Raw genomic sequence first — 20,112 nt, forward strand, 5'->3', positions numbered from 1 at the left:
TATTCCCGCTCACAACGCAGTTCGGCGTACTCAAAGCTGCAGGATGCGGAGAGATATTTGAGAATTGCGTACCTGGCGCCAAACCGGAACGGCTATGGACATGTCGTGATTTGATGCCGCTCTTTTGATAGCATTTTCTGCAGCAAATGGAATGAATCATGGGAGTGAAACGGACAGACGAATTCCGTGCTGATGCAGTGCGGATCACTCTAACGAGCGGGCTTGCTGAAACACATCGTAGCTTTGAAGCCGACGTTGGCGCAGCTGCAGCGAATTCACACTTATATCCACTGACTTGCTATCTAGGCGCTCGATGCTGAACGTCTGCTTCACGCTGAGAGTTGCATTAGATCCCCCCACATTTCTCGGAACCAATTTTTGTTGGGTTTTCACAACAAGACTGCGTAGGATTTGAGAGGCAGACCTATCTGACCAAAGAGGCAAAATCGGCTGTTCAACGATTTTTTTCCCTTTGTTTTAAAGAGGAAAACTCAGCGTCAGAGGTAAAACTTTATGCTCCTTCTCACCCCTTTCGTTTGATTGATCGATGGCGCATGGCCCCAGCGCCCTCCGAATGCCTTAGCGGGGCGACACATTCTGGTCCGCAGCCCCTGTCAACAGCGGCGCCGCAGCCCAGGTGACTGCGTCCTGTTGCGCCAGGTCTCCAATCGCCTCTGTAATGGTGGGAAACCCCAGCCGCCTTGCGTAATACAACACGCCTCCAAGATTTGCCGGGAACCCCAGAGCCTGCACGGACACCAGATCAATATCGGTCGTCGCGCACCCCTGCCCGACTGCCCAGGCTGACTCGTTTATCAGGCTCAGCAACAGGATTTCGCGCAGCTCATCCTCGGTGAAGGTCCGGCGCGTGACGCCGGCAAAATGCGATTCTTCGCGACACAGATCCTCGACCAGGGGATCAATGACCTTTCCCTCGCCCCCTGGATATCGGTACCAGCCCACGCTGGCCTTTTTGCCCAGCCGCCCTTCTTGCACCGCACGATCTGCAATCGGCAGGAACCGACGTCCGGGTCGCGATGACATACGCTGACGAATGGCATAGGCCACATCCGTTCCGATCAGGTCCTGCGCCTCGTAGAGACCCATTTCATAGCCGAACGCCTCCAGCGCCTCGTCAATCTCCCAAGGGGTCGCACCGTCCATCAACAACGTATCAGCGGCCTCGAGCATCCGCATCTGCAAACGTTCGCTAACAAAGAGCCCCAAGCCGCACAGCACCACCTGTTTTCCGACCTGACGCACCAATGTCTGCGCGCGCGATATCGCGGTTTCCGACGTAGCCGGATGTATGGCCAGCTCGGCGATGCTGCCCGGCGCCATGGGAAAAAGAGCTGCGCCCCCAGCAACCGGTCCGGCCCTTCCACCTGCGCCGCAAGGGTCTCTAGATGCGGGCCAGACAGGTTGCTGAGCAGCAGCGCAACAGGTCCCATACGCGCGCTCAGATGCCTCAGACGTTGGTGCTTGTCGGGCATGGGCTCGGTGGTCATGTCCACAACAGCCTCGCAATCCGCCACCACATCCATGTCCAGGGACAGCGCCAGCCGATCAGGTTGGTCTGCCTCGTGCTGCATCCGCGACAGATAGAACTGCGCCCGCTCCAGGCTGCCCGCGTCATCCTCCAGATAGGTAACTGTGCTGCCAGAACGCGCCAATGCCAGAGCAAGCCCCAGCCCCGCCGTTGCCCCGCCGACAACGGCAACCTTCGAAATGGGCGCCAGTACCCGTTCCGGGGGCTGAAGAAGCGATGCTGCATAGTCGCGCGCGCGCAAAACCTGATCCGCAGAGAATTCTGAAACCAGCGGAACCCGCATCCGCAGGATCAGCCCAGAAACTTCTGGTGTTCGATCAGGTCCAGCAATTCCTGCAACGACTGCTCAAAGCTCTTGTCGGTTGTATCCAGGCTGACCTGGGCCTTCTCATACAGAGCCTCGCGACTGGTCAGGATCGCCTTCAGCTCTTTCATGGCCTCGGGATTTCCGGCCATCGGGCGGGTATCCCCCTGCGCCTGCACGCGCTCCATATGCTCGGCGGGCGAGGCCTTGACCCAAACCGTATGGAACCGGTTCAACAGGGTCGTATAGGTGTCGGGCGCGGCCACGATGCCCCCGGCGACCGCCAGAATCATCGTATCATGGGTCTGCACCACGCGGGTGACGGCCTGGGCCTCCAGCTTGCGATAACCCTCTTGACCATACAGCGCCATGACCTCGTTCACGGGCATGCCGGATTGTTCTTCGATCTCGCGGTTGAGCTCGACAAAGGGGATGTTCAGGGCCTCACCGGCCTGCTGGCCCAGCGTGGATTTCCCAGCCCCCCGCAGCCCGATCAAACAGATCCGCTGCGCACGCATTTCCTGGGCGCTTTCGGGACGCAACAGGTGCATCACCTGCTGACGGGTTTCTGTATTGGCAGACCGATACAAGTCGGACACATGCAGTGCCTCAGAGTTCCAGGGGTCATCTTCGGTCATCAGCCATTCGATGCGATGATCCAGCGCGATCGCGACCCGTTGCAGCAGCCCGATCGAGATATTTCCTTCGCCTGCTTCAAGCTGCGCCAGATAGCGCGGCGAAACACCCGAGATTTCAGACAGAACCCGGCGCGGAATGCCCTTGCGCTCGCGCGCCTTGCGGACGCGCTCGCCCACGCGGGTGATCAGGGTCCGAACTTCGTCCTCGCCCAAAGAGCGGGATTCGCTGGGGGTAGATTCCCCCCGGAAGTTCGTGATTTCACCCATATTGCCCTTGCCTTATGCGGAATAGCGCAAAAAGCATAAACTCTATGCACTATAATTCACACGATAGCGTGTCTTCGTGACGTTGTGCAAATTATTTCGACAAGTCGCAAGGGCTTACCCCGCCGCAGCGTCAACCAGTAGCGGCGTAACGATATCCACGATCTCGGGCGGGGCCTTTTGTTTGCGGAATTCCGAGGCAACCGTGAACACGCAGACAAACTTGCCGGTAAAGCAAACCACACCGTCCTGACGCGCGATGACACGGAAGGCAATCGAGGTTTCGCCCAGTTTTACCGGATCGACCTGGCACATCAGCCGATGCCGCGGCGTGACGGGCGCTGAAAAATCCAAACTCATGTGCACAAAGGGCGTACCAACGTTGCGGTCCAGCTCCATCTGGAACCAGCCATCCCCGCCCAGATGGGACTCCCACCAGGCATTGATTGCATCCAGCGCGAACCAGGGCAGGCGCGCGGTATAGGCGATCTTGGCCGGGTCGCAATCGCCCCAGGTGACTCGGATCTCGTGGACGAAGTGCGGAGGTTGGTCAGGCATGTTCAGTAGGTCTCGACGTGATATCTGCCTTCTTCGCGCATCGTGTCGCGCAGGGCAACCCACTGGGTGCCGATGCTTTCCGCAATGTTGGTAAACGCCTTCTCGACGCCCTCTTCCATCCCGCGCAGACCGCAGATGTAGATATGGGTGTTCGGGTCCGCCAGCATCTCGGCCACGGCGTCTTCTTCGGCGGTCAGGCGATCCTGCACATATTCCTTGGGCTGTCCCTCAAGACGGCTGAAAACCATATGCGTTTTCAGCAGTTCCTCGGGCACTTTGTTCAGCGGGCCGAAATACGGCAGGCTATCGGGCGAGCGCGCGCCAAAGAACATGGTCATGCCCCCGGATTTCGCGCCAACCGTCCGCTGACGGCGCATAGTAAAGGCCCGCATCGGAGCCGAACCCGTACCGGTGCAGATCATCAGCAGCCGGGCCTGCGGGTCGTCGGGCAACAAGAACGTCGCGCCGAAGGGGCCGGTTACATTCACCTTATCGCCCGGCTTTAGGTCACAAACATAGTTCGAGCACAGGCCGTTCTCTTCGCGCTTAACGGTCAAAGAGACATTGCCGAAATTCGGGCGCTCGCCGTCCCGAGGGCTGGAAACCGAGTACAAGCGCGGCAGGTGCGGGTTCCCGTCGGCATCCTCGCCGGGGGGCAAAATCCCGATGCTTTGGCCTTCGAGCACCGGAAAGGTGTCTTCGAAGCTCAGAATGATGTGGCGGATATCGCTGTCCGATCCGTCCTCGGTCAGGCGGTAGTTGCCCTGAACCGAAGCAACGATGGGCTTGGACAGATTGTACATGTTGATGGTCGGCTTGGCCGCGGATTTGGGTGCGGTCGCTTTGCCACCCGCGCCAGCATGGGCCTCGGCCAGCAGCTTGGCCATGCTTTCGTCCAGCGCCTCCATGCCACCGGTGGCTTCGTTTTGGGTGATTTCTTGCTGCTCGGGCAGCTCCATCCACTCGAATTGCTCTTCCAGCACGTAGGGTTCGTTCACCACGCGCCATTCGTCAATCGAGCCCGTTGGACAAACCGGGATACAGTCCATGCAGTAGTTGCATTTGTCCGCATCGACGACGACGTTGTTGTCGTCATGAACGATGGCTTCGACCGGGCAGGTCATCTCGCAGGTGTAGCAGCGGATGCAGATCTCCGGGTCGATCAGGTGTTGTTTGATCGGCTTGTTCATAGTGCTGTTTCCAAGTTCGCGCAGTTGGAGGGAGGAGGATCAGGAGCGGTTCAGGACGACCTCGGGAAAGCTCATGACCTCGATCAATGCCTGGCACAGGCCACGGCAATTGGTGCATCCGATACAGTTTCCGCCCATCTCGGATACGGCAACCCCGACGGCTGTGGTCTTGGGGGCGTTTGCGATCTGACGTTCGACTTCCATTTCAATTCCTCCCTTGATTGACCAACCAGACGGGTTGGTCGCAGGCCGGGGCGGGTGCATCGCCCCGGCCGCTATTTCGATTACGCCATGTGGAGTTTAACGTATTCGAAATCTCCTGGCTTGTTATTGATTCCAACCTTGGGCGGGCTGATCCAGCTGGCATATTTGCCCGGCTCGGTTACGGGCTTCATCAGCGACTGGATAAAGTCCCCATCCGCGTGGGTCGGCAGCCATTCCGGCAGACCTTTGTCATATTCCGCGCCCGAAACCAGGTTACCCTCGGGGTCGAAGTTGTGACCGGTGAAGACACCGATTTTGCGGTTGAACGCTTCATGAGGCAGCTTCATTTCGAACTCGATCCCGGATTTCTCGATGATCTTGTTCCAGCGACCCACGCCACCAGCAGCATCACGGGTATAGTCGTCCCGCAGGCGCATGTTGATCGCGGTCAGGGCGGGCACCTCGTGGCGGACCAGCTTGCCGTCGACCATGTCCCAGACGGGATAGGTGTCGTTGGTCAGCTTGTGGTCATCGTCGATGCGGTTCTCCATGTAGCGGCCTTTGATGCCCGCGTTGAAGGCGTTCGCCGCGTTGGTCGAAACCTCTTGACCGAACAGGTCCAGCGACAGCGTGTAGTGCAGGTTCAGCTTTTTCTGGATGGTCGGCAGGTCGATGACACCCAGATCGCGGATCTTGTCGATGTCATAGGGGTCGGTGATGCCGTTTTCGTTCATCACTTCACAGGTGCGCTGGATGGTCCGGCCCACGCCGGTTTCCCCAACGAACATGTGGTGAGCTTCTTCGGTCAGCATGAAACGACAGGTGCGCGACAGCGGATCAAAGCCCGATTGCGCCAGCAATTCCAGCTGCATTTTGCCGTCACGGTCAGTGAAGTAGGTGAACATGAAGAAGGACAGCCAGTCCGGGGTTTCCTCGTTGAAGGCACCCAGCATCCGGGGGGCTTCTTCCGAACCGGACGAGCGGATCAGCAGGTCATCGGCCTCTTCACGGCCATCCTTGCCGAAGTATTTTTGCAGCAGATAGACCATCGCCCACAGGTGGCGGCCTTCTTCGACGTTAACCTGGAACAGGTTGCGCATGTCGTACAGCGACGGTGCGGTCAGACCCAGGAAACGCTGCTGCTCGACCGAGCCCGGCTCGGTATCGCCTTGAATGACGATCAGGCGCTTCATCAGGTTGCGGTATTCACCGGGAACCTCTTGCCAGGCGGGCTCGCCGGCATGTTCCCCACAGGGGATGCGGCGATCTTCGACTTGGGGGGCCAGCAGAACGCCCCAGCGGTATTCGGGCATCTTCACATAGTCGAACTTGGCCCAGCCTTTGGGATCCACCGAAACAGCGGTCCGCAGGTACACCATCGATTTCTGGAATTGCTGGGGGATCAGGTCGTTCCACCAGTTGATATAACCCGGGTGCCATTTTTCCAGAGCCTTCAGGACGCGTTTGTCCGAGCTCAGCCCCACGTTGTTGGGGATCTGCGTGTCATAGCTGACATTGATTAGATCAAGCATTTCTCTCTCCCTTTCGGGGACGACAAGGTCGCCCTATTACACTCGTTGCATGTTGTATTCGCCGCGCACGCCAGTGCCGTAGCGCTGCAATGCGCCTTCGGCACCCACCGCGTTCGGGCGTTGGAAAATCCAGTTTTGCCAAGCAGTTAGCCGCCCGAAGATGCGGGTTTCCATGGTTTCGGGACCAGCAAAGCGCAGGTTGGCCTCCATGCCCGTCATTGCATCAGGGCTAAAGCTGGCGCGCTCTTCCATGAAGATGCGGATTTCGTCATCCCAGTCGATGTCGTCCAGGATGTAGGTCACCAGACCCAGCTCGTCGGCTTCTTCGGCTTCGATGTCTTCGCCGATCTTGGCCTTCAGGGATTCGACAGCCTCGGGCGCCCCCAGGAAACGGGTGTCCAGACGGCTCAGGTCGTTGCCCATCGGATAGGTGCCGAAATTGCTGCCGGACAGAACGATCTTGGCCATCGGGCGATTGTCGCCTTCGAACTCGTCTTCCATCATATAGGTGCGATCCACGGCGAACAGCAGCTCGGCCAGAACACCCACGAAGCACGAGCCATGCTCGACCAGAGCCACCAGCGAGCGCGAGGTCACATCGACCCGTTTCAGCACGCGTTTCCAGTATTGGAGGATCTCGTTGGCCAGCCAGTGGTCCGAATTGTCCAGCAACAGGGCTTCGTTGGCCAGAACGGCCTCGGGGTCGCCCTGGGTGCGGATGGTCCACAGGCCCAGCTCTTTTTCGTTGTTGCGCAGATGCAGGATGGCGTCGTCAAACTCGCGCGCCAGGCGCAGCAGGTAAGACTGATCACCCATTGCGACCAAATCGTCGATCGAGCCAGGCGCATCGCCGTCCGGACCGTTCAGCGTGATCGTCACTTTGCGGCCTGCGCGGTCCAGCTCGACCTCGACCAAGGAATAGCTGATCGCATTTTCGGTGATGGTGCGCTGGATCGGGGTCAGGGCGATGCCTTTGTCCGCCTTGGTCGGCGTTGCATCTGCGAATTCCTTGGCGCGCTCTTCGACCACCGCGTCGAATTTCGAGTTGGCAACGACTTCGTCCACCAGGCGCCAATCCTTGGCGCGCTTGCCGCGAACACCTTCTTCCATGGCGCAAAAAACATCGGCCAGATCGCGACGGACCTTGCGCTTATCCGTGACGCGGGTCAGGCCACCGGTGCCGGGCAAAACTGCCAGCAGCGGCACCTCGGGCAACGCCACGGCGCTGGTGCTGTCATCAGTCAGGATGATGTGGTTACAGGCCAGGGCCAATTCGTATCCACCACCTGCGCACGACCCTTTGACGGCCGCGACGTATTTCTGACCCGAGTCCGCCTCGGCGGCCTCAAACGTGTTGCGGGTCTCGTTGGTGAACTTACAGAAGTTGACCTTATGCGCGTGTTCAGCACCGCCCAGCATGCGGATGTTTGCACCGGCGCAGAACACTTTGTCCTTGGCCGACTTCATCACCACGACTTTGACCTCGGGGTGCTCAAAGCGCATGCGCTGCACCACGTCGGCCAGTTCAATATCGACGCCCAGGTCATACGAGTTCAGCTTCAGCTGATAGCCGTCAAACAGCCCCCCGTTTTCATCCACGTCCATATAGAGGTTTGCGACCTCGCCGTCATACTCCACCTTCCAGTGGCGGTACTGTGACGGGTCCGTCTGAAAGTCGATCACTTTGGTCATCGTCGCGTCTCCTAAGTCTTCCTGCTGTATTGCACTATAGTTCCGTTTTGCGTCATTGGGAAGCCTGATATGCTTTATAATGACAAATTCTTAGCCAATTTCGCAGATATTTGCGCTATTTTGCCAATCCGTCACGCCATTTTATGCAATATTTTGCATTTTCTTGCAGTTTCGGGTGGTCCCGCCCAATCTGATTCTCCAGCGCGCCGACCGTGCGCAACAGCTCGGCCGGGTTTTGCCCCATGACCGGCGCATCACCGATCCGACCCAGATGAGCCCGCACCATGGCGCAAATCCGCAGCACCGCTTGTGGGCGCCCCATCTCGCGCTTCAATCCCGCGTTCGCCAACTGGATTAAGGCCTGCACCATTTCCCGCTCTGACGACCCAAGTGGAAGCGCCATCCAAACGGGCTCCAACGCCTCATGCGCCTCCCAGAAAAAGCCCTCTTCCAAATAAGAAAGACCCGCGATCCATGCGGGCGTTTCCATCAAAGCGTCGGGCGCGGCATCCAGATCAACGCTCTGGCGCAGCGCATCAAACATCCCCTCGGGGTGACGAGGCGTGCGCCCTGGCACATAGGCGTAATCAGGGAAGACAAGCATGCGCCTTAAACCCCTTCGGGCTCGGCCGCCTCGATCCGCCAGAGATGCGTCGTGAACTCCGAAACCGCCGCCAATACCTGATCCGGCTGATCCAAATGCGGGGAATGCCCACAGTTTTCGATCACCGAGACCTCGACCGGCGCGTAGGACCGCGTCGCGATCTCGTCAATCTGGGCCAGCGTGCCGTATTCGTCCTGACGCCCCTGAATAGCAAGCGCAGGAATCCGTAGGTAATCGGTGACATCGCCCACATTCCAAGCCTGGAATTTCGGATTCAGCCACGAGTTATTCCAGCCGCGAAACGCGTTTTCGACGTCCCGATGATACTTGGCCAGCCGAGGTTTCAGATCGCCGTCGTCATAGGCCGTTTTCGCCTTGGCGATTGCGGCCAATCCTATGGGTTCGGTGAAATAATGCGGCGCCATCACGACCAACCCGCGCACCCGCACATCCTCGACCGAGCCGCAATAGATGCTGGCAATGCTCGCACCATCTGAATGCCCCATCAGCAGACCCGAGCGAAACCCAATCGCGTCCAGCACCAGCGGCAGGACATCCACAGCCTCGTCCGTCATATAGTCGATCGACCAAGGCAGCGGCTTGCCGTCAGATTGCCCGTATCCCGCGCGCGAATAGGCCAGAACGCCCAGGCTCGTGGCTTCGGCCAGGCGCTTCGGAAACTCCCGCCACAGCGCGACGCAGCCCAGACCTTCGTGCAACAGAACAATCGTCGGAGCCTGATCCGGGGCCGGCCCCCAGCACGCATATTCCAGCTGAACGCCCCCGACGGTCAGAAATCCTTTGCCAGCAGACCAATCCATCACGCGCCCTCGCGCAGCTTGAAGCGTTGAATTTTGCCGGTCGCGGTCTTGGGCAGATCTTCCACCACATCGACCCAGCGAGGGTATTTCCACTTGCCGATCTTTTCTTTGATGAAATCCTTCAGCCCGTCCAGCTCGGCCGCGTCATGGCCTTCTTTCAGCACAAGGAATGCCTTGGGTTTTTCCAGGCCTTCCTCGTCATGCTTGGCGACAACTGCCGCCTCAAGAACCGCCGGATAGGACACCAGCGCCTGTTCAATTTCAAACGGAGACACCCAGATGCCCGAAACCTTGAACATGTCGTCGGTGCGACCGCAATAGATATAGCGCCCCTCGGCGGTGCGCTCGTATTTGTCACCGGTGCGAGTCCAGAAGCCTTCGAAGGTGCCGCGGCTTTTGATGCGCTGATTCCAATAACCCTCGGCGGCCGAAGGACCACTGACCAGCAGTTCGCCAACCTCGCCATCGGCGACCTCTTCGTCGTCTTCATTGACCAGCCGCACCTCGTAGCCCGGCACCGGAACCCCGGACGAGCCATAGACCACATCGCCCTGGCGGTTCGACAGAAAGATATGCAGCATTTCGGTAGAGCCAACGCCATCCAGGATGTCGACGCCCCAAAGCTCTTGCCATTTCTTGCCGATCTCTTCGGGCAGGGCCTCGCCCGCCGAAATACAGGTGCGCAGCTTGGTGTCTGGCAAGGTTTTGCCGCCTTCCCAGTAATGCACCATCGCGGCGTAAAGCGTTGGGACACCGCAGAAAACCGTGGGCTTATGAGCGTTTAGAATCTCGGCTGCGGCGTCCGGGGTTGGACGTCCGGAAAACAGGATCGTTGTGGCCCCTGCCGACATGGGAAAGGTCATGGCATTGCCCAGCCCATAGGCAAAGAACAGTTTGGCCACGGAATACACAACGTCATCGGACTGAATTGCCAAGACGTGATCGCCATAGGTTTCGGCGGTCGCGCACAGGCTGCCATGGACGTGCTTCACACCCTTTGGCTGCCCGGTCGAACCCGAGGAGTACAGCCAAAACGCGATCTCATCCTCGGAGGTTTCGACAGTGTCCATCGGCTCGGCGCCCCCAAGGAACTGAGCATAGGTCATCGCCCCATCCGGGGCCGTGTCGCCAACCACAATCACAGCGCGCAGGAATGGGTTTTCAACCAGGGCCGGGGCCAATGTCTCGTACAGAGCCTCAGACACGACAACTGCGCTGGCCCGGCTATCGCGCAGGATCACATCATAGACTTCGGCCGTCAGCAGGGTGTTCAGCGGGATTGGGACAACGCCCGCCTTGAGCGCCCCCCAGAACATCACCGGCATTTCCAGTTGGTCCAGAACCAATAGCGCGATCCGCTCTTCGCGGTTGATCCCGGCCAGACCAAGGGCCGCCGCAACGCGCGCAGATTGGTTGGCAAGCTCCCCATAGGTCAGGTCGCGCTGCTGACCGTCGGCCTCGCGAAAGGCCAACTTGTCTGAACGCCCCTCTGAGACATGTCGATCCACGAAATAGTTCGCTGCGTTATTGCAGTCCGTCATCAGGTCCTCCCTTTGACCGGGACTGACAGATGCCACGGCCACCTTCTGTTCGCCCGCAATCCGCGCTTGGCACTCCTCTGACCAAGCAGACGCAAATCTGCGGGGTTTCGCATTTCATATGCTCTATAGTGCAATATATTTCAGATCGAGCAAGTCTTTTATGCGATTTAGTGCATCATATTGCCACTTTCCGCCCAAAATGAAAGGGGCCGCGGCGCAAAACGCCGCGACCCCTCCACGGGAAGCATACCAGTTTACTCGGTATACTTATCGATCAGCATCCGCGCTTCGTCGATCAGAGCCTGACCGTCGATGCCGCGTTTGCCCATATCCGCGACCCATTCGTCATAAATGGGCTGCGCCAGATCGCGCCATTCCTGCGTAGCAGCAGCATCCAGCGTGATGATGTTGTTGCCCAGATCCACCGCCTTTTGACGCGCAGGACCATCGGCATCCGCCTGAGTGCCACCAGCGAAGACAGAGAATTCCTCACCCGAATTGGCATCAATCACGGCCTTCAGATCGTCCGGCAGGCTGTCATACTTGTCCTTGTTCATGGCCAGAACAAAGGTCAGCGTGTACAGCGCCGAGCCCGAGAATTCGGTGTGGTTCTTCACCAGTTCTGGCACTTTCAGCGCAGCCGTGACCTCCCACGGGATAGTGGTGCCGTCGATCACGCCCTTGGACAGGCCCTCGGACACGGCTGGCACGGGCATCCCCACGGGGGTTGCTCCCAGCTTGGTCAGCAGCGAGTTCACCGAGCGCGAACCGCCCCGGATTTTCAGCCCTTCCATATCCGCGGGCGCGTTCACCGCCCGGTTGGTATGGATCAGACCGGGGCCATGCACCCAGGCCCCCAGGATGTGCACATCCCGGAACTCGGTGTCTTTCATATGCTTTTCAAACATCTGCCAATACGCGCGTGAGGCCGCGCGGGCGTTGGTCATCATGAAGGGCAGCTCGAACACCTCGGTCGAGGGGAAACGGCCCGGCGTGTACCCTACGACGGTCCAGACGATGTCGGCGATACCGTCCTGCGCCTGGTCCATCAGCTCTGGCGGCTTGCCCCCCAATTGCATCGACGGAAAGCGGTCGACCTTGATACGGCCGTTCGAAGCTGCCTCGACCTTGTCGGCCCAGACATCCAGAACCAGCTTGGGCACGTTGGCCTGCTGAGGCAGGAAGTGATGCATCTTCAGCGTCACTTCTTGCGCCAGGGCTGGCGCTGCGGAGAAGGCCGTGGACAGGGCAACCATTGCGGCCCCACCCAATGCGCCCAGAATTGTTCTGCGGTGTGTCATGTAAATCCTCCCTATTGCCATTTTTGGCACTATAGTGCCTAATCCTATGCACGGGATGCACCATATTGCTAGTAGTTTTTGCGTGACGCGCTCAGGTTTTTGCGATTTTTCGCCATTTCCGTGGGCGAGCCCTCCTCGAATCCGTTGCCCATGCCGTGAATCCCTGGACCGTGCCCAGGCGATTCGCGCGGAATGAATAAGGCGAGATCGTGGCGCGAACGGCAGCAGCATCGCGCCCTTATTGCGTGCACGAATACAATCGGACCTTCGTTAAGGGGTTGTTTCCAATTCTGCGCCAATGTCCCGGATATACATCACTGTAATGCCGCCCCCACTGCCCAAATTCGCCACAATTTGAGTCAAATCTACCCATGACGACAAAGCCCCGAGCTGCGCCAATCCGGCACCAGACGTGGCCGAAAACGCTGGATGATGAACCATGAAGATACTTGCCGTTGACGACGATCCGATGGTCCTGGACCTGCTGAAGGGCTCTTTGCCCAAGGCCGGCTATGCCGACATCACCACTGCGGGTTCTGCCGCCGAGGCAATGGAAATCGTGCAAACATCCGAAAAACCGTTCGACTGCTTCCTGCTGGACATCCAGATGCCGCAGATGTCGGGGATCGAACTGTGCGACTGGATCCGTTACATCCCCGAATACTCCGAGGTGCCGATCCTGATGGTCACCGCGATGTCGGACAAAGTGTTCATCAACCAGGCTTTTGCTGCCGGCGCGTCGGACTATGTCACCAAGCCGTTCGATCCGCTGGAGCTGAGCACGCGCATGCGCGTCGCCGAGCGCCTGAATGAAAAACAACGCGACGCCCGCCAGAACGGCGAGATGGTCCAGTCATTGCTGAACGGCAATTTCCAGGGTCAGAAGTTCAACTTTGATACCCCCTTTGCGATCCGTGATGTCGCCGGGGTGATCGACCGTATGGCGCTTGAAAACTTTGTGCTGCAACTGGGCCGCGGTGGCATGTTCGCCACCAACATCTTCTCGTTCCAGATCATGAACGCGCGCGCGCTGTACGATAGCTGCTCGGCCGAGGAATTTTACTACACCGTCACAGACATTGCCGAGGCCATCTCGGACAGCCTGTCCTATGGGGAATCCTTCGTATCCTATGCAGGACGCGGCGGGTTTATCTGCGTGTGCCATGGCCGCGATCAGATCGACCCGGAAGAGCTGCGTCAGGACGTGCAGCAATCCATCGACAAGATGGAACTGGTCTATGACGACTGGCGCGAAATGGACGTGCAGATCGTCGTCAGCCCCTGCCAGCGCATGGGTCTGCGCTCGGGGCGTGCCGCGATTGAAGCGATGGACACGGCTGTCGAGAAAGCACGCCGCGCCGCATCGGATGCGGTGCACTCGAACGAATATTCCGGTTGGAAACGCGACTTGATCAAAGCCTTCGCCTGGGCGGGGTGATCACATGAACGCCCAAGCCATCCAAGAGGCCCGCAAAGCCGCGCATGCGGAATTGTTCGAGGCCAAACTGGCCGAAATGCGCCCGCGATTTGCCGCGACTCTGGTTGATCGGCTGCGGGAAATGGAGGCCATGCGCAACTCGCAGGCCTTGTTCGCCAACCCTGTCGAAGCCATTGAGCTGTTTCGCCACTATGCCCACAAAACTGCCGGCCTGGCCGCGACGATGGGCTTCCCTGAGCTGGGAAAACTGTGCATAACAGCCGAGATCGCCATCAACACGCTGATGTCCTCGCCTGATCAGATGGACGCACTGTTTGATCCAACGCTGGATGCCGTCGATGATATGCTCGGAGAGATGGCGCTGATCGTCGGCGATCAATAACCCGTGCGCAACACTGCTGCTGTCAGGGTAGCTCTTGCCAAATATCCAGAATGTCCTGCGCCAGCGTCATCGCGTCAAACGGTTTCGGAATGACGGCCACTGCACCTGCCTGAATAAGGATCTCGTGCTCTTCATATTGCGCGCGCGCCGTCATGAAGATCGCGGGCACATTCTGCAGACCTGGCAACGCCTTCAGCGCGTTCATGGTCTGCAGCCCATCCATATCGGGCAAGGTCATATCCAACAGGAACAGATCCGGGGCCAGGCTGGCGGCCTGCGCCACGGCCTGACTGCCACTGCCGACCTGTGTCACTGTCAATCCGCCCATGACTTCAAGAGCAATCTTGGTGATCTCGCGAATATCCGCGTCGTCCTCGACATGAAGAATGGTTGGTGAGTCGGCCATGCTGCTTCCCTTCTGTGTCGCACTTAGCGCCGCCTCACGCTTAGCGCAACGAGACGCTGCGCCACATCCATGTTGACAAAGCAGGGCGGATCACGCGGCCACCTCGTCGGAGGCGCTCAATTTGGGGATCGAGAAATAGAAGCTTGACCCTTCGCCCTCTTCGGACACCACGCCGATTGTCCCGCGATGCGCTTCGACAATCCGTTTGGCAATGGTCAGGCCCAGGCCGGTGCTGGCCACTTTGCTTTGGACCTGCGGCCCCTGTTGATAGGGTTCGAACAGGTCCGCACGCATGTGGCTGGGGATACCCGGCCCGGTGTCTGCGACGCTGACGCGGATGTCCTCGTGGTTTTCATCGACACGGACCACGACCTCGGAGTGAGGCTCGGAATATTTGATGGCATTCGACAAAAGGTTGGCCATGACCTGCAACAAACGCGCCCGATCGGCCATGAAATGCCCGGCATCAGTCTGAACATCGACCAAGACCGAAACATCGAATTCACGCGCATATCCGTGGATTTCCAGCGCAGCCTCTTGCACCAGGTCTGTGACCGAGACCACCTCTAGATCCACGTGCATTTTCCCGGCGTCCATCTTCTCGAGGTCCAGAATGTCATTGGTCAGGCGCAGCAATCTGTCAACGTTGCGCTGCGCCACATTCAAAGTGGTGACCGCCCCGGCGGGCAGGTCGCCCAGGCGCCCCGAGGCCACAAGATCCACGGCGCCTTTGATCGAGGTCAGCGGCGTGCGCATTTCGTGGCTAAGCGTTGCAATATAGCCCGACTGAACCTTGGCCTGATCATCGCGCCCGGAAATATCGCGCAGGATCGCCATAAAGAAATCGTCATCGCCTTTTTCGCGTATCAGCTTCAACGTCAGTTCGGTGAGGGCGCCATCAAGCGTCAGTTCGAAGACGATGGAGTCCAGGCCACTATGTTGCAAATTCCGTGCGGCCTCGATTACGACCTGTCGGTTCTCTGCCGGCAACAGATCAGGAAAAACGAATTCCGATTGGGGCAGGCCCAGATCAGCAACCCGAGCTTCGGCCTTGGCATTCATGAAGGAGATTTTCAGACCCTCGGGCGAGAACACGAAGACCTCGTCCAGCAGTGCGGTGAAGGCAACCTGCAACAGCTTGTGCGATTTGGGCGGTTTGGTGCTGGCTGTCTCGTCGACGGTGCTGGCGCTTTGCTTTGGGGACGCCGTCGGATTTGCCAAGGCCTGCACGGTTTCGTTTAGTTGCGCGCTCGCAGAAGAGCGGCGTTGAAACTGCAAGCAGGTTTTTCCCTTGGCTTGCCCATCCACAACAAAGGGGCGCGGTTGCACAAAGGCCCGCACGGCCAGCGCGGCGACGCATAACAATAAGATACCATTGAATGGGGTAATATTCATCGGCAGGATGGAGGCTGTTTCCAGCACGCCTTTGCCCGATTCTACCATAGCACCTGTGTCAATCACCATTACGAACGTCCTTCCCCAGACAGACTCAGCCCGCCCGGACCTCTTACTCAAACTCTTACCCGACCCTCTTTGCCCTTTGAGGTTGTTGTTATTGCGGTTCGACTTCGGCGATTTTAAGGCAAGGGTGAATTAAATTGAGTTTTTCACCCTTGAGTTGACTATTTTCTCTGCCGGGGAAACTCAATTCTTATCAAATGGTTAACGAAAACACATCTCAAGAAACGCATACCGTCTGTTCCCCAAGGCCCCTCGCAGGCACTGCCCGCGCCTGTAGGACCAGGCGGCCACGGTGATTTTGTCCGAAAATCTGGATGGCTTTGATGGTCCGAAAGGGATGATTCCGCAAGAAAATGGGCAGAACTTTGCGCCGCTTTGCACTTGGATAGCGTGAAATATGGCTCGCACGAGTGAGCTTTTGCCGACCCTGCGTACACCCAATGATTGCATTTCGGGAAACTTCCAGCGTTAGAATGTCGGCGGTGTGCAGGCGCTGACCACAACGCATTTATCGGGCCCGACCTGTCGAAACCGGTGCGGCATCCGGCTGTCAAAGTAATACGCGTCGCCCGGCCCAAGGATCTTGCGCTGTGCCCCGACGGTGATTTCGACCCGGCCGGAAATAACCACCCCACCTTCTTCGGCCTCGTGCCCGTACAAGGCGCGCCCCGTATCGGCGCCGACGTCATAGGTCTCGTACAGCAGCATCATGGCCTTCCCGGCCAAAGACTTTCCGACCTGGCGCAGAGAGACTTTCCCCTTGCCGATCTCGGTCAGCTCTTCGGCCTTGAAAAACACTTTCACCTCGGTCTCGGGCTGGAGCGCAAAGAATTCGGACATGCCGATTGGGATGCCATCCAAGATCCGCCGCAGTGCGCTGACCGACGGGTTGGTCTTGCCCAACTCGATCAACGAGATGGTGGAATTCGGTACACCGACCTTTTTCGCCAGCGCCCGTTGGGACAGCCCGGCACGTTTACGAACGGCACGCAAGCGGGCGCCGACCTCCAGATCATCCTCATCGGTGTTTGACATGTTCAATATTCCTAAACACTTTCGCCTTCACCTATTAAAAATCAATTACTTACGATTTTCAAGTAATAGACTTTTCGAAAAAATTGAACGCCGTAGACTTCGCGGGATCAAATTCATCCCTCTTCGGAAAGGACAGACTATGTTGAATTCGGAAATCGCCACCCGCCGCGACGCTGCCATTTCGTCAGGGGTGGGCATGCAAACCCAGATTTACGTCGATCGCGCCCAAAACGCCGAGGTCTGGGACGTCGAAGGCAACCGCTACATTGATTTTGCCGCAGGCATCGCCGTGGTGAACACGGGCCATTGCCACCCCAAGGTGATGGAGGCCGTGCGCACACAGGCTGAATCCTTCACCCATACCTGCCACCAGGTATTGCCCTATGAAAATTACATCCGCCTGGCCGAGCGTCTGAACGACAAGACCCCCGGCGATTTCGAAAAGAAGACTGTTTTTGTGACCACCGGCGCCGAGGCCGTCGAAAACGCCATCAAGATCGCGCGCGCTGCCACCGGGCGCCAGGCTGTGATCGCCTTTGGCGGAGCGTTCCATGGCCGAACCTTCATGGGCATGAGCCTGACCGGCAAGGTCGCGCCCTATAAAAAGAACTTCGGCACGATGATGCCCGATGTGTTCCACGCGCCCTTCCCGATTGATCTGCATGGCACCTCGACCGCCGATGCGCTGGCCGGGATCGAAAAGCTGTTCAAGGCGGATGTGGACCCGGACCGCGTCGCCGCCATCATCATCGAACCCGTGCAGGGCGAGGGTGGTTTCTACCCTGCCCCGCCCGAGCTGATGCGGGCCCTGCGCGCCCTGTGTGATGAACATGGTATCCTGCTGATCGCCGATGAAATCCAGACTGGGTTCGCCCGCACCGGCACTCTGTTCGCGATGGAGGGCTATGACGTTGCCCCCGACATGACCACCATGGCCAAGGGGCTGGCGGGCGGTCTGCCGCTGGCCGCCGTGACGGGCCGCGCCGAGATCATGGACGCCGCACAACCCGGCGGTCTGGGGGGCACCTATGGCGGCAACCCGCTGGGCATCGCCGCGGCCCATGCCGTGATGGACGTGATCGAAGAAGAAGACCTGTGCGCCCGCGCCAACGAGCTGGGCTCGCGCCTGAAGCAACGGCTGACCCAGATCGCGGCCAATGTGCCCGAAATGGTCGATGTGCGTGGCCCTGGCTTCATGATCGCAGCCGAATTCAACACCACCGATGGCAGCGCCCCCAACCCGGACTTTGCCAACGCCATCCGCGCCGAGGCCCTGACCCGTGGGCTGGTCTTGCTGACCTGCGGTGTCTACGGCAACGTCATCCGTTTCCTGGCGCCGCTGACCATCCCCGAGGACATCTTTGCCGAGGCGCTGGACATCCTCGAAGCGTCAATCGACGCGGTGAAAGGGGCCTGAGATGAACGCGATTTCCGCTCTGCCCGTCCCGCTGAAAGACCCCTCGTTGTTGGAAACCCGCGCCTATGTGAATGGGGAATGGATCAAAGGCGACGCGACATTCACCGTCCATGACCCGGCCACTGGCAATGCCATCGCCGAGGTCACCGATTTGTCGGCCGCCGACACTGCCAAGGCCATCGACGTGGCCTATGAAGCAATGGCCGACTGGAAGGCCCACACCGGCAAGGAACGCGCGGCTATCCTGCGCCGCTGGCATGATCTGATGGTCGAGAACGCCGATGATCTGGCCACTATCCTGACCGCCGAGATGGGCAAACCCTGGCCCGAAGCGCGCGGCGAGATCCTGTATGGCGCCAGCTTTATCGAGTGGTTCGCTGAAGAGGCAAAACGCATCTATGGCGACACCATCCCCGGCCACCAGCGCGACAAGCGGATCATGGTACTGAAGCAACCTGTTGGCGTTGTCGGCTCGATCACGCCCTGGAACTTTCCCAACGCGATGATCGCGCGCAAAGTCGCCCCGGCACTGGCTGCGGGTTGTACCTTTGTGGCCCGTCCGGCCGAGCTGACGCCCTTGTCGGCGCTGGCCATAGCCGTTCTGGCCGAACGCGCTGGCATTCCTTCGGGGGTGTTCAACGTGATCCCCTCCAGTGACTCGGCCGGAGTGGGCAAGGAACTGTGCGCCAACCCCAAGGTCAGCAAAATCACCTTCACCGGCTCAACTCGTGTGGGCAAAATCCTGATGGAGCAATGCGCCAGCACCATTAAGAAGCTCAGCCTGGAACTGGGCGGCAATGCCCCGTTTATCGTGTTCGACGACGCGGATCTGGATGCAGCTGTCGACGGGGCGATGATCGCCAAGTTCCGCAATAATGGCCAAACCTGTGTCTGCGCGAACCGGATCTATGTGCAGGCCGGTATCTATGATGCCTTCGCGGAAAAACTGGCCACCAAGGTGCGCGACTTGTCTGTGGGCAACGGGTTCCAGGATGGCATCACCACCGGCCCGATGATCAACCAGGCCGCCGTCGAAAAGGTCGAGGCCCATATCACCAACGCCGTCGACAACGGCGCGACGGTGACGCTGGGCGGGACGCGCTCGAACCTGGGCGGCACGTTCTTTGCGCCGACCGTGATGCGCGACGTGACGCGCGATATGCAGGTCTGCCGCGAGGAAACCTTTGGCCCGCTGGCCGCGTTGGTGCGGTTCGAAACCGAGGCCGAGGTGATCGACATGGCCAATGACAGCGAATTCGGTCTGGCCTCGTATTTCTATAGCAACGATCTGGGCCGCGTCTGGCGCATGTCCGAGGCGCTGGAAAGCGGCATGGTCGGCGTGAACACCGGCCTGATCTCGACCGAGGTCGCGCCATTTGGTGGCATCAAGCAATCCGGCCTTGGCCGCGAGGGCTCGAAATACGGGATCGAGGATTTCCTGGAGATCAAGAACGTGTGCATCGGCGGGATCGGCTGAGCCCACCGTCATACCTACCCAATCCCCGGAGGTGGCCTCCTCATTTTCCAGCCGTCTCCCACTCGAGGGGTCGCCACCGGCGGCCCCTTCTTTTTGGACGCGCGTATACGATTGCCGACGGGCAGCATATTCATTTTGAAGGGGGGAGGTGGTGGCGGTACAGGGACTTGAACCCCGGACACGCGGATTATGATTCCGCTGCTCTAACCAACTGAGCTATACCGCCGAAAGTGGACGCGAAATACGAATTGCGCGCGCCCGCGTCAAGACCGAAAACACAGATTCCTTAGGTTTTTTC

At 59.0% G+C, this 20,112-nt stretch carries 19 protein-coding genes and 1 tRNA gene; 4 read left to right on the top strand and 16 right to left on the bottom strand.

Going from position 1 to position 20,112, the window contains the following annotated elements; all coding sequences use genetic code 11:
* Positions 1 to 579: 579 nt before the first annotated feature.
* The 12 genes from ACXADQ_RS04380 to ACXADQ_RS04435 form a co-directional block, all read right to left on the bottom strand.
* Entirely contained in the window at positions 580 to 1,263 is a 684-nt protein-coding gene (locus tag ACXADQ_RS04380) for a 3-hydroxyacyl-CoA dehydrogenase family protein (protein ID WP_475315866.1), read from the bottom strand.
* Complete coding sequence (locus ACXADQ_RS04385; RefSeq protein WP_475315867.1) at positions 1,164 to 1,832, bottom strand: 3-hydroxyacyl-CoA dehydrogenase NAD-binding domain-containing protein; 669 nt, start codon at positions 1,830 to 1,832, stop codon at positions 1,164 to 1,166. Before ACXADQ_RS04385 ends, ACXADQ_RS04380 begins: the two co-directional genes overlap by 100 nt.
* Positions 1,833 to 1,840: 8 nt before the next feature.
* Positions 1,841 to 2,758, bottom strand: coding sequence for a helix-turn-helix transcriptional regulator (locus tag ACXADQ_RS04390; RefSeq protein ID WP_475315868.1), 918 nt, complete (start codon positions 2,756 to 2,758; stop codon positions 1,841 to 1,843).
* Between the two features lie 114 nt (positions 2,759 to 2,872).
* On the bottom strand, positions 2,873 to 3,313 hold the full coding sequence (locus ACXADQ_RS04395) for an acyl-CoA thioesterase (protein ID WP_475315869.1): 441 nt from the start codon (positions 3,311 to 3,313) through the stop codon (positions 2,873 to 2,875).
* Between the two features lie 2 nt (positions 3,314 to 3,315).
* Positions 3,316 to 4,503 carry a benzoyl-CoA 2,3-epoxidase subunit BoxA gene (gene boxA, locus ACXADQ_RS04400; RefSeq protein WP_475315870.1) on the bottom strand — a complete coding sequence of 396 codons (1,188 nt, stop codon included), beginning with the start codon at positions 4,501 to 4,503 and terminating at the stop codon, positions 3,316 to 3,318.
* Positions 4,504 to 4,542: 39 nt separating this feature from the next.
* Positions 4,543 to 4,707, bottom strand: a complete 165-nt coding sequence (locus ACXADQ_RS04405) for a hypothetical protein (RefSeq protein ID WP_475315871.1) — start codon at positions 4,705 to 4,707, stop codon at positions 4,543 to 4,545.
* Positions 4,708 to 4,787: 80 nt separating this feature from the next.
* On the bottom strand, positions 4,788 to 6,239 hold the full coding sequence (gene boxB, locus ACXADQ_RS04410) for a benzoyl-CoA 2,3-epoxidase subunit BoxB (RefSeq protein WP_475315872.1): 1,452 nt from the start codon (positions 6,237 to 6,239) through the stop codon (positions 4,788 to 4,790).
* Between the two features lie 36 nt (positions 6,240 to 6,275).
* Complete coding sequence (boxC, locus tag ACXADQ_RS04415; protein WP_475315873.1) at positions 6,276 to 7,931, bottom strand: 2,3-epoxybenzoyl-CoA dihydrolase; 1,656 nt, start codon at positions 7,929 to 7,931, stop codon at positions 6,276 to 6,278.
* 115 nt (positions 7,932 to 8,046) lie between these two features.
* Entirely contained in the window at positions 8,047 to 8,535 is a 489-nt protein-coding gene (locus tag ACXADQ_RS04420) for a DUF309 domain-containing protein (protein WP_475315874.1), read from the bottom strand.
* A gap of 5 nt (positions 8,536 to 8,540) precedes the next feature.
* Entirely contained in the window at positions 8,541 to 9,356 is an 816-nt protein-coding gene (locus ACXADQ_RS04425; RefSeq protein WP_475315875.1) for an alpha/beta fold hydrolase, read from the bottom strand.
* On the bottom strand, positions 9,356 to 10,897 hold the full coding sequence (locus ACXADQ_RS04430; protein WP_475315876.1) for a benzoate-CoA ligase family protein: 1,542 nt from the start codon (positions 10,895 to 10,897) through the stop codon (positions 9,356 to 9,358). Before ACXADQ_RS04430 ends, ACXADQ_RS04425 begins: the two co-directional genes overlap by 1 nt.
* A gap of 254 nt (positions 10,898 to 11,151) precedes the next feature.
* On the bottom strand, positions 11,152 to 12,198 hold the full coding sequence (locus ACXADQ_RS04435) for a TRAP transporter substrate-binding protein (RefSeq protein ID WP_475315877.1): 1,047 nt from the start codon (positions 12,196 to 12,198) through the stop codon (positions 11,152 to 11,154).
* Between the two features lie 439 nt (positions 12,199 to 12,637).
* On the opposite strand from ACXADQ_RS04435, the gene ACXADQ_RS04440 reads away from it, so the two are divergent.
* Together ACXADQ_RS04440 and ACXADQ_RS04445 are read left to right on the top strand one after the other, a co-directional pair.
* Positions 12,638 to 13,636 (top strand): response regulator, encoded by a 999-nt coding sequence (locus ACXADQ_RS04440; protein ID WP_475315878.1) that lies wholly within the window; start codon positions 12,638 to 12,640, stop codon positions 13,634 to 13,636.
* A gap of 4 nt (positions 13,637 to 13,640) precedes the next feature.
* Positions 13,641 to 14,018 carry an Hpt domain-containing protein gene (locus tag ACXADQ_RS04445; protein WP_475315879.1) on the top strand — a complete coding sequence of 126 codons (378 nt, stop codon included), beginning with the start codon at positions 13,641 to 13,643 and terminating at the stop codon, positions 14,016 to 14,018.
* 22 nt (positions 14,019 to 14,040) lie between these two features.
* Here ACXADQ_RS04445 and ACXADQ_RS04450 read toward each other — a convergent pair whose 3' ends face one another.
* The 3 genes from ACXADQ_RS04450 to ACXADQ_RS04460 all read right to left on the bottom strand — a co-directional run bounded on the left by ACXADQ_RS04450 (position 14,041) and on the right by ACXADQ_RS04460 (position 16,920).
* Positions 14,041 to 14,424 carry a response regulator gene (locus tag ACXADQ_RS04450; RefSeq protein WP_475315880.1) on the bottom strand — a complete coding sequence of 128 codons (384 nt, stop codon included), beginning with the start codon at positions 14,422 to 14,424 and terminating at the stop codon, positions 14,041 to 14,043.
* Between the two features lie 90 nt (positions 14,425 to 14,514).
* Positions 14,515 to 15,888 carry a PAS domain-containing sensor histidine kinase gene (locus ACXADQ_RS04455; protein WP_475315881.1) on the bottom strand — a complete coding sequence of 458 codons (1,374 nt, stop codon included), beginning with the start codon at positions 15,886 to 15,888 and terminating at the stop codon, positions 14,515 to 14,517.
* A gap of 465 nt (positions 15,889 to 16,353) precedes the next feature.
* Complete coding sequence (locus ACXADQ_RS04460; RefSeq protein ID WP_475315882.1) at positions 16,354 to 16,920, bottom strand: cupin domain-containing protein; 567 nt, start codon at positions 16,918 to 16,920, stop codon at positions 16,354 to 16,356.
* A 139-nt stretch (positions 16,921 to 17,059) separates the two neighbouring features.
* Between ACXADQ_RS04460 and ACXADQ_RS04465 the strand changes: the two genes are divergently transcribed.
* Together ACXADQ_RS04465 and ACXADQ_RS04470 are read left to right on the top strand one after the other, a co-directional pair.
* A complete protein-coding gene (locus ACXADQ_RS04465) occupies positions 17,060 to 18,337 on the top strand; it encodes a 4-aminobutyrate--2-oxoglutarate transaminase (RefSeq protein ID WP_475315883.1) in 1,278 nt (425 codons plus the stop codon).
* A 1-nt stretch (position 18,338) separates the two neighbouring features.
* On the top strand, positions 18,339 to 19,814 hold the full coding sequence (locus ACXADQ_RS04470) for an NAD-dependent succinate-semialdehyde dehydrogenase (RefSeq protein ID WP_475315884.1): 1,476 nt from the start codon (positions 18,339 to 18,341) through the stop codon (positions 19,812 to 19,814).
* A 149-nt stretch (positions 19,815 to 19,963) separates the two neighbouring features.
* Here ACXADQ_RS04470 and ACXADQ_RS04475 read toward each other — a convergent pair.
* A tRNA-Met gene (locus tag ACXADQ_RS04475) sits at positions 19,964 to 20,040 on the bottom strand.
* Positions 20,041 to 20,112 lie beyond the last annotated feature (72 nt).

The sequence above is a fragment of the Thalassovita sp. ABM4_323 genome (genome assembly GCF_056158665.1).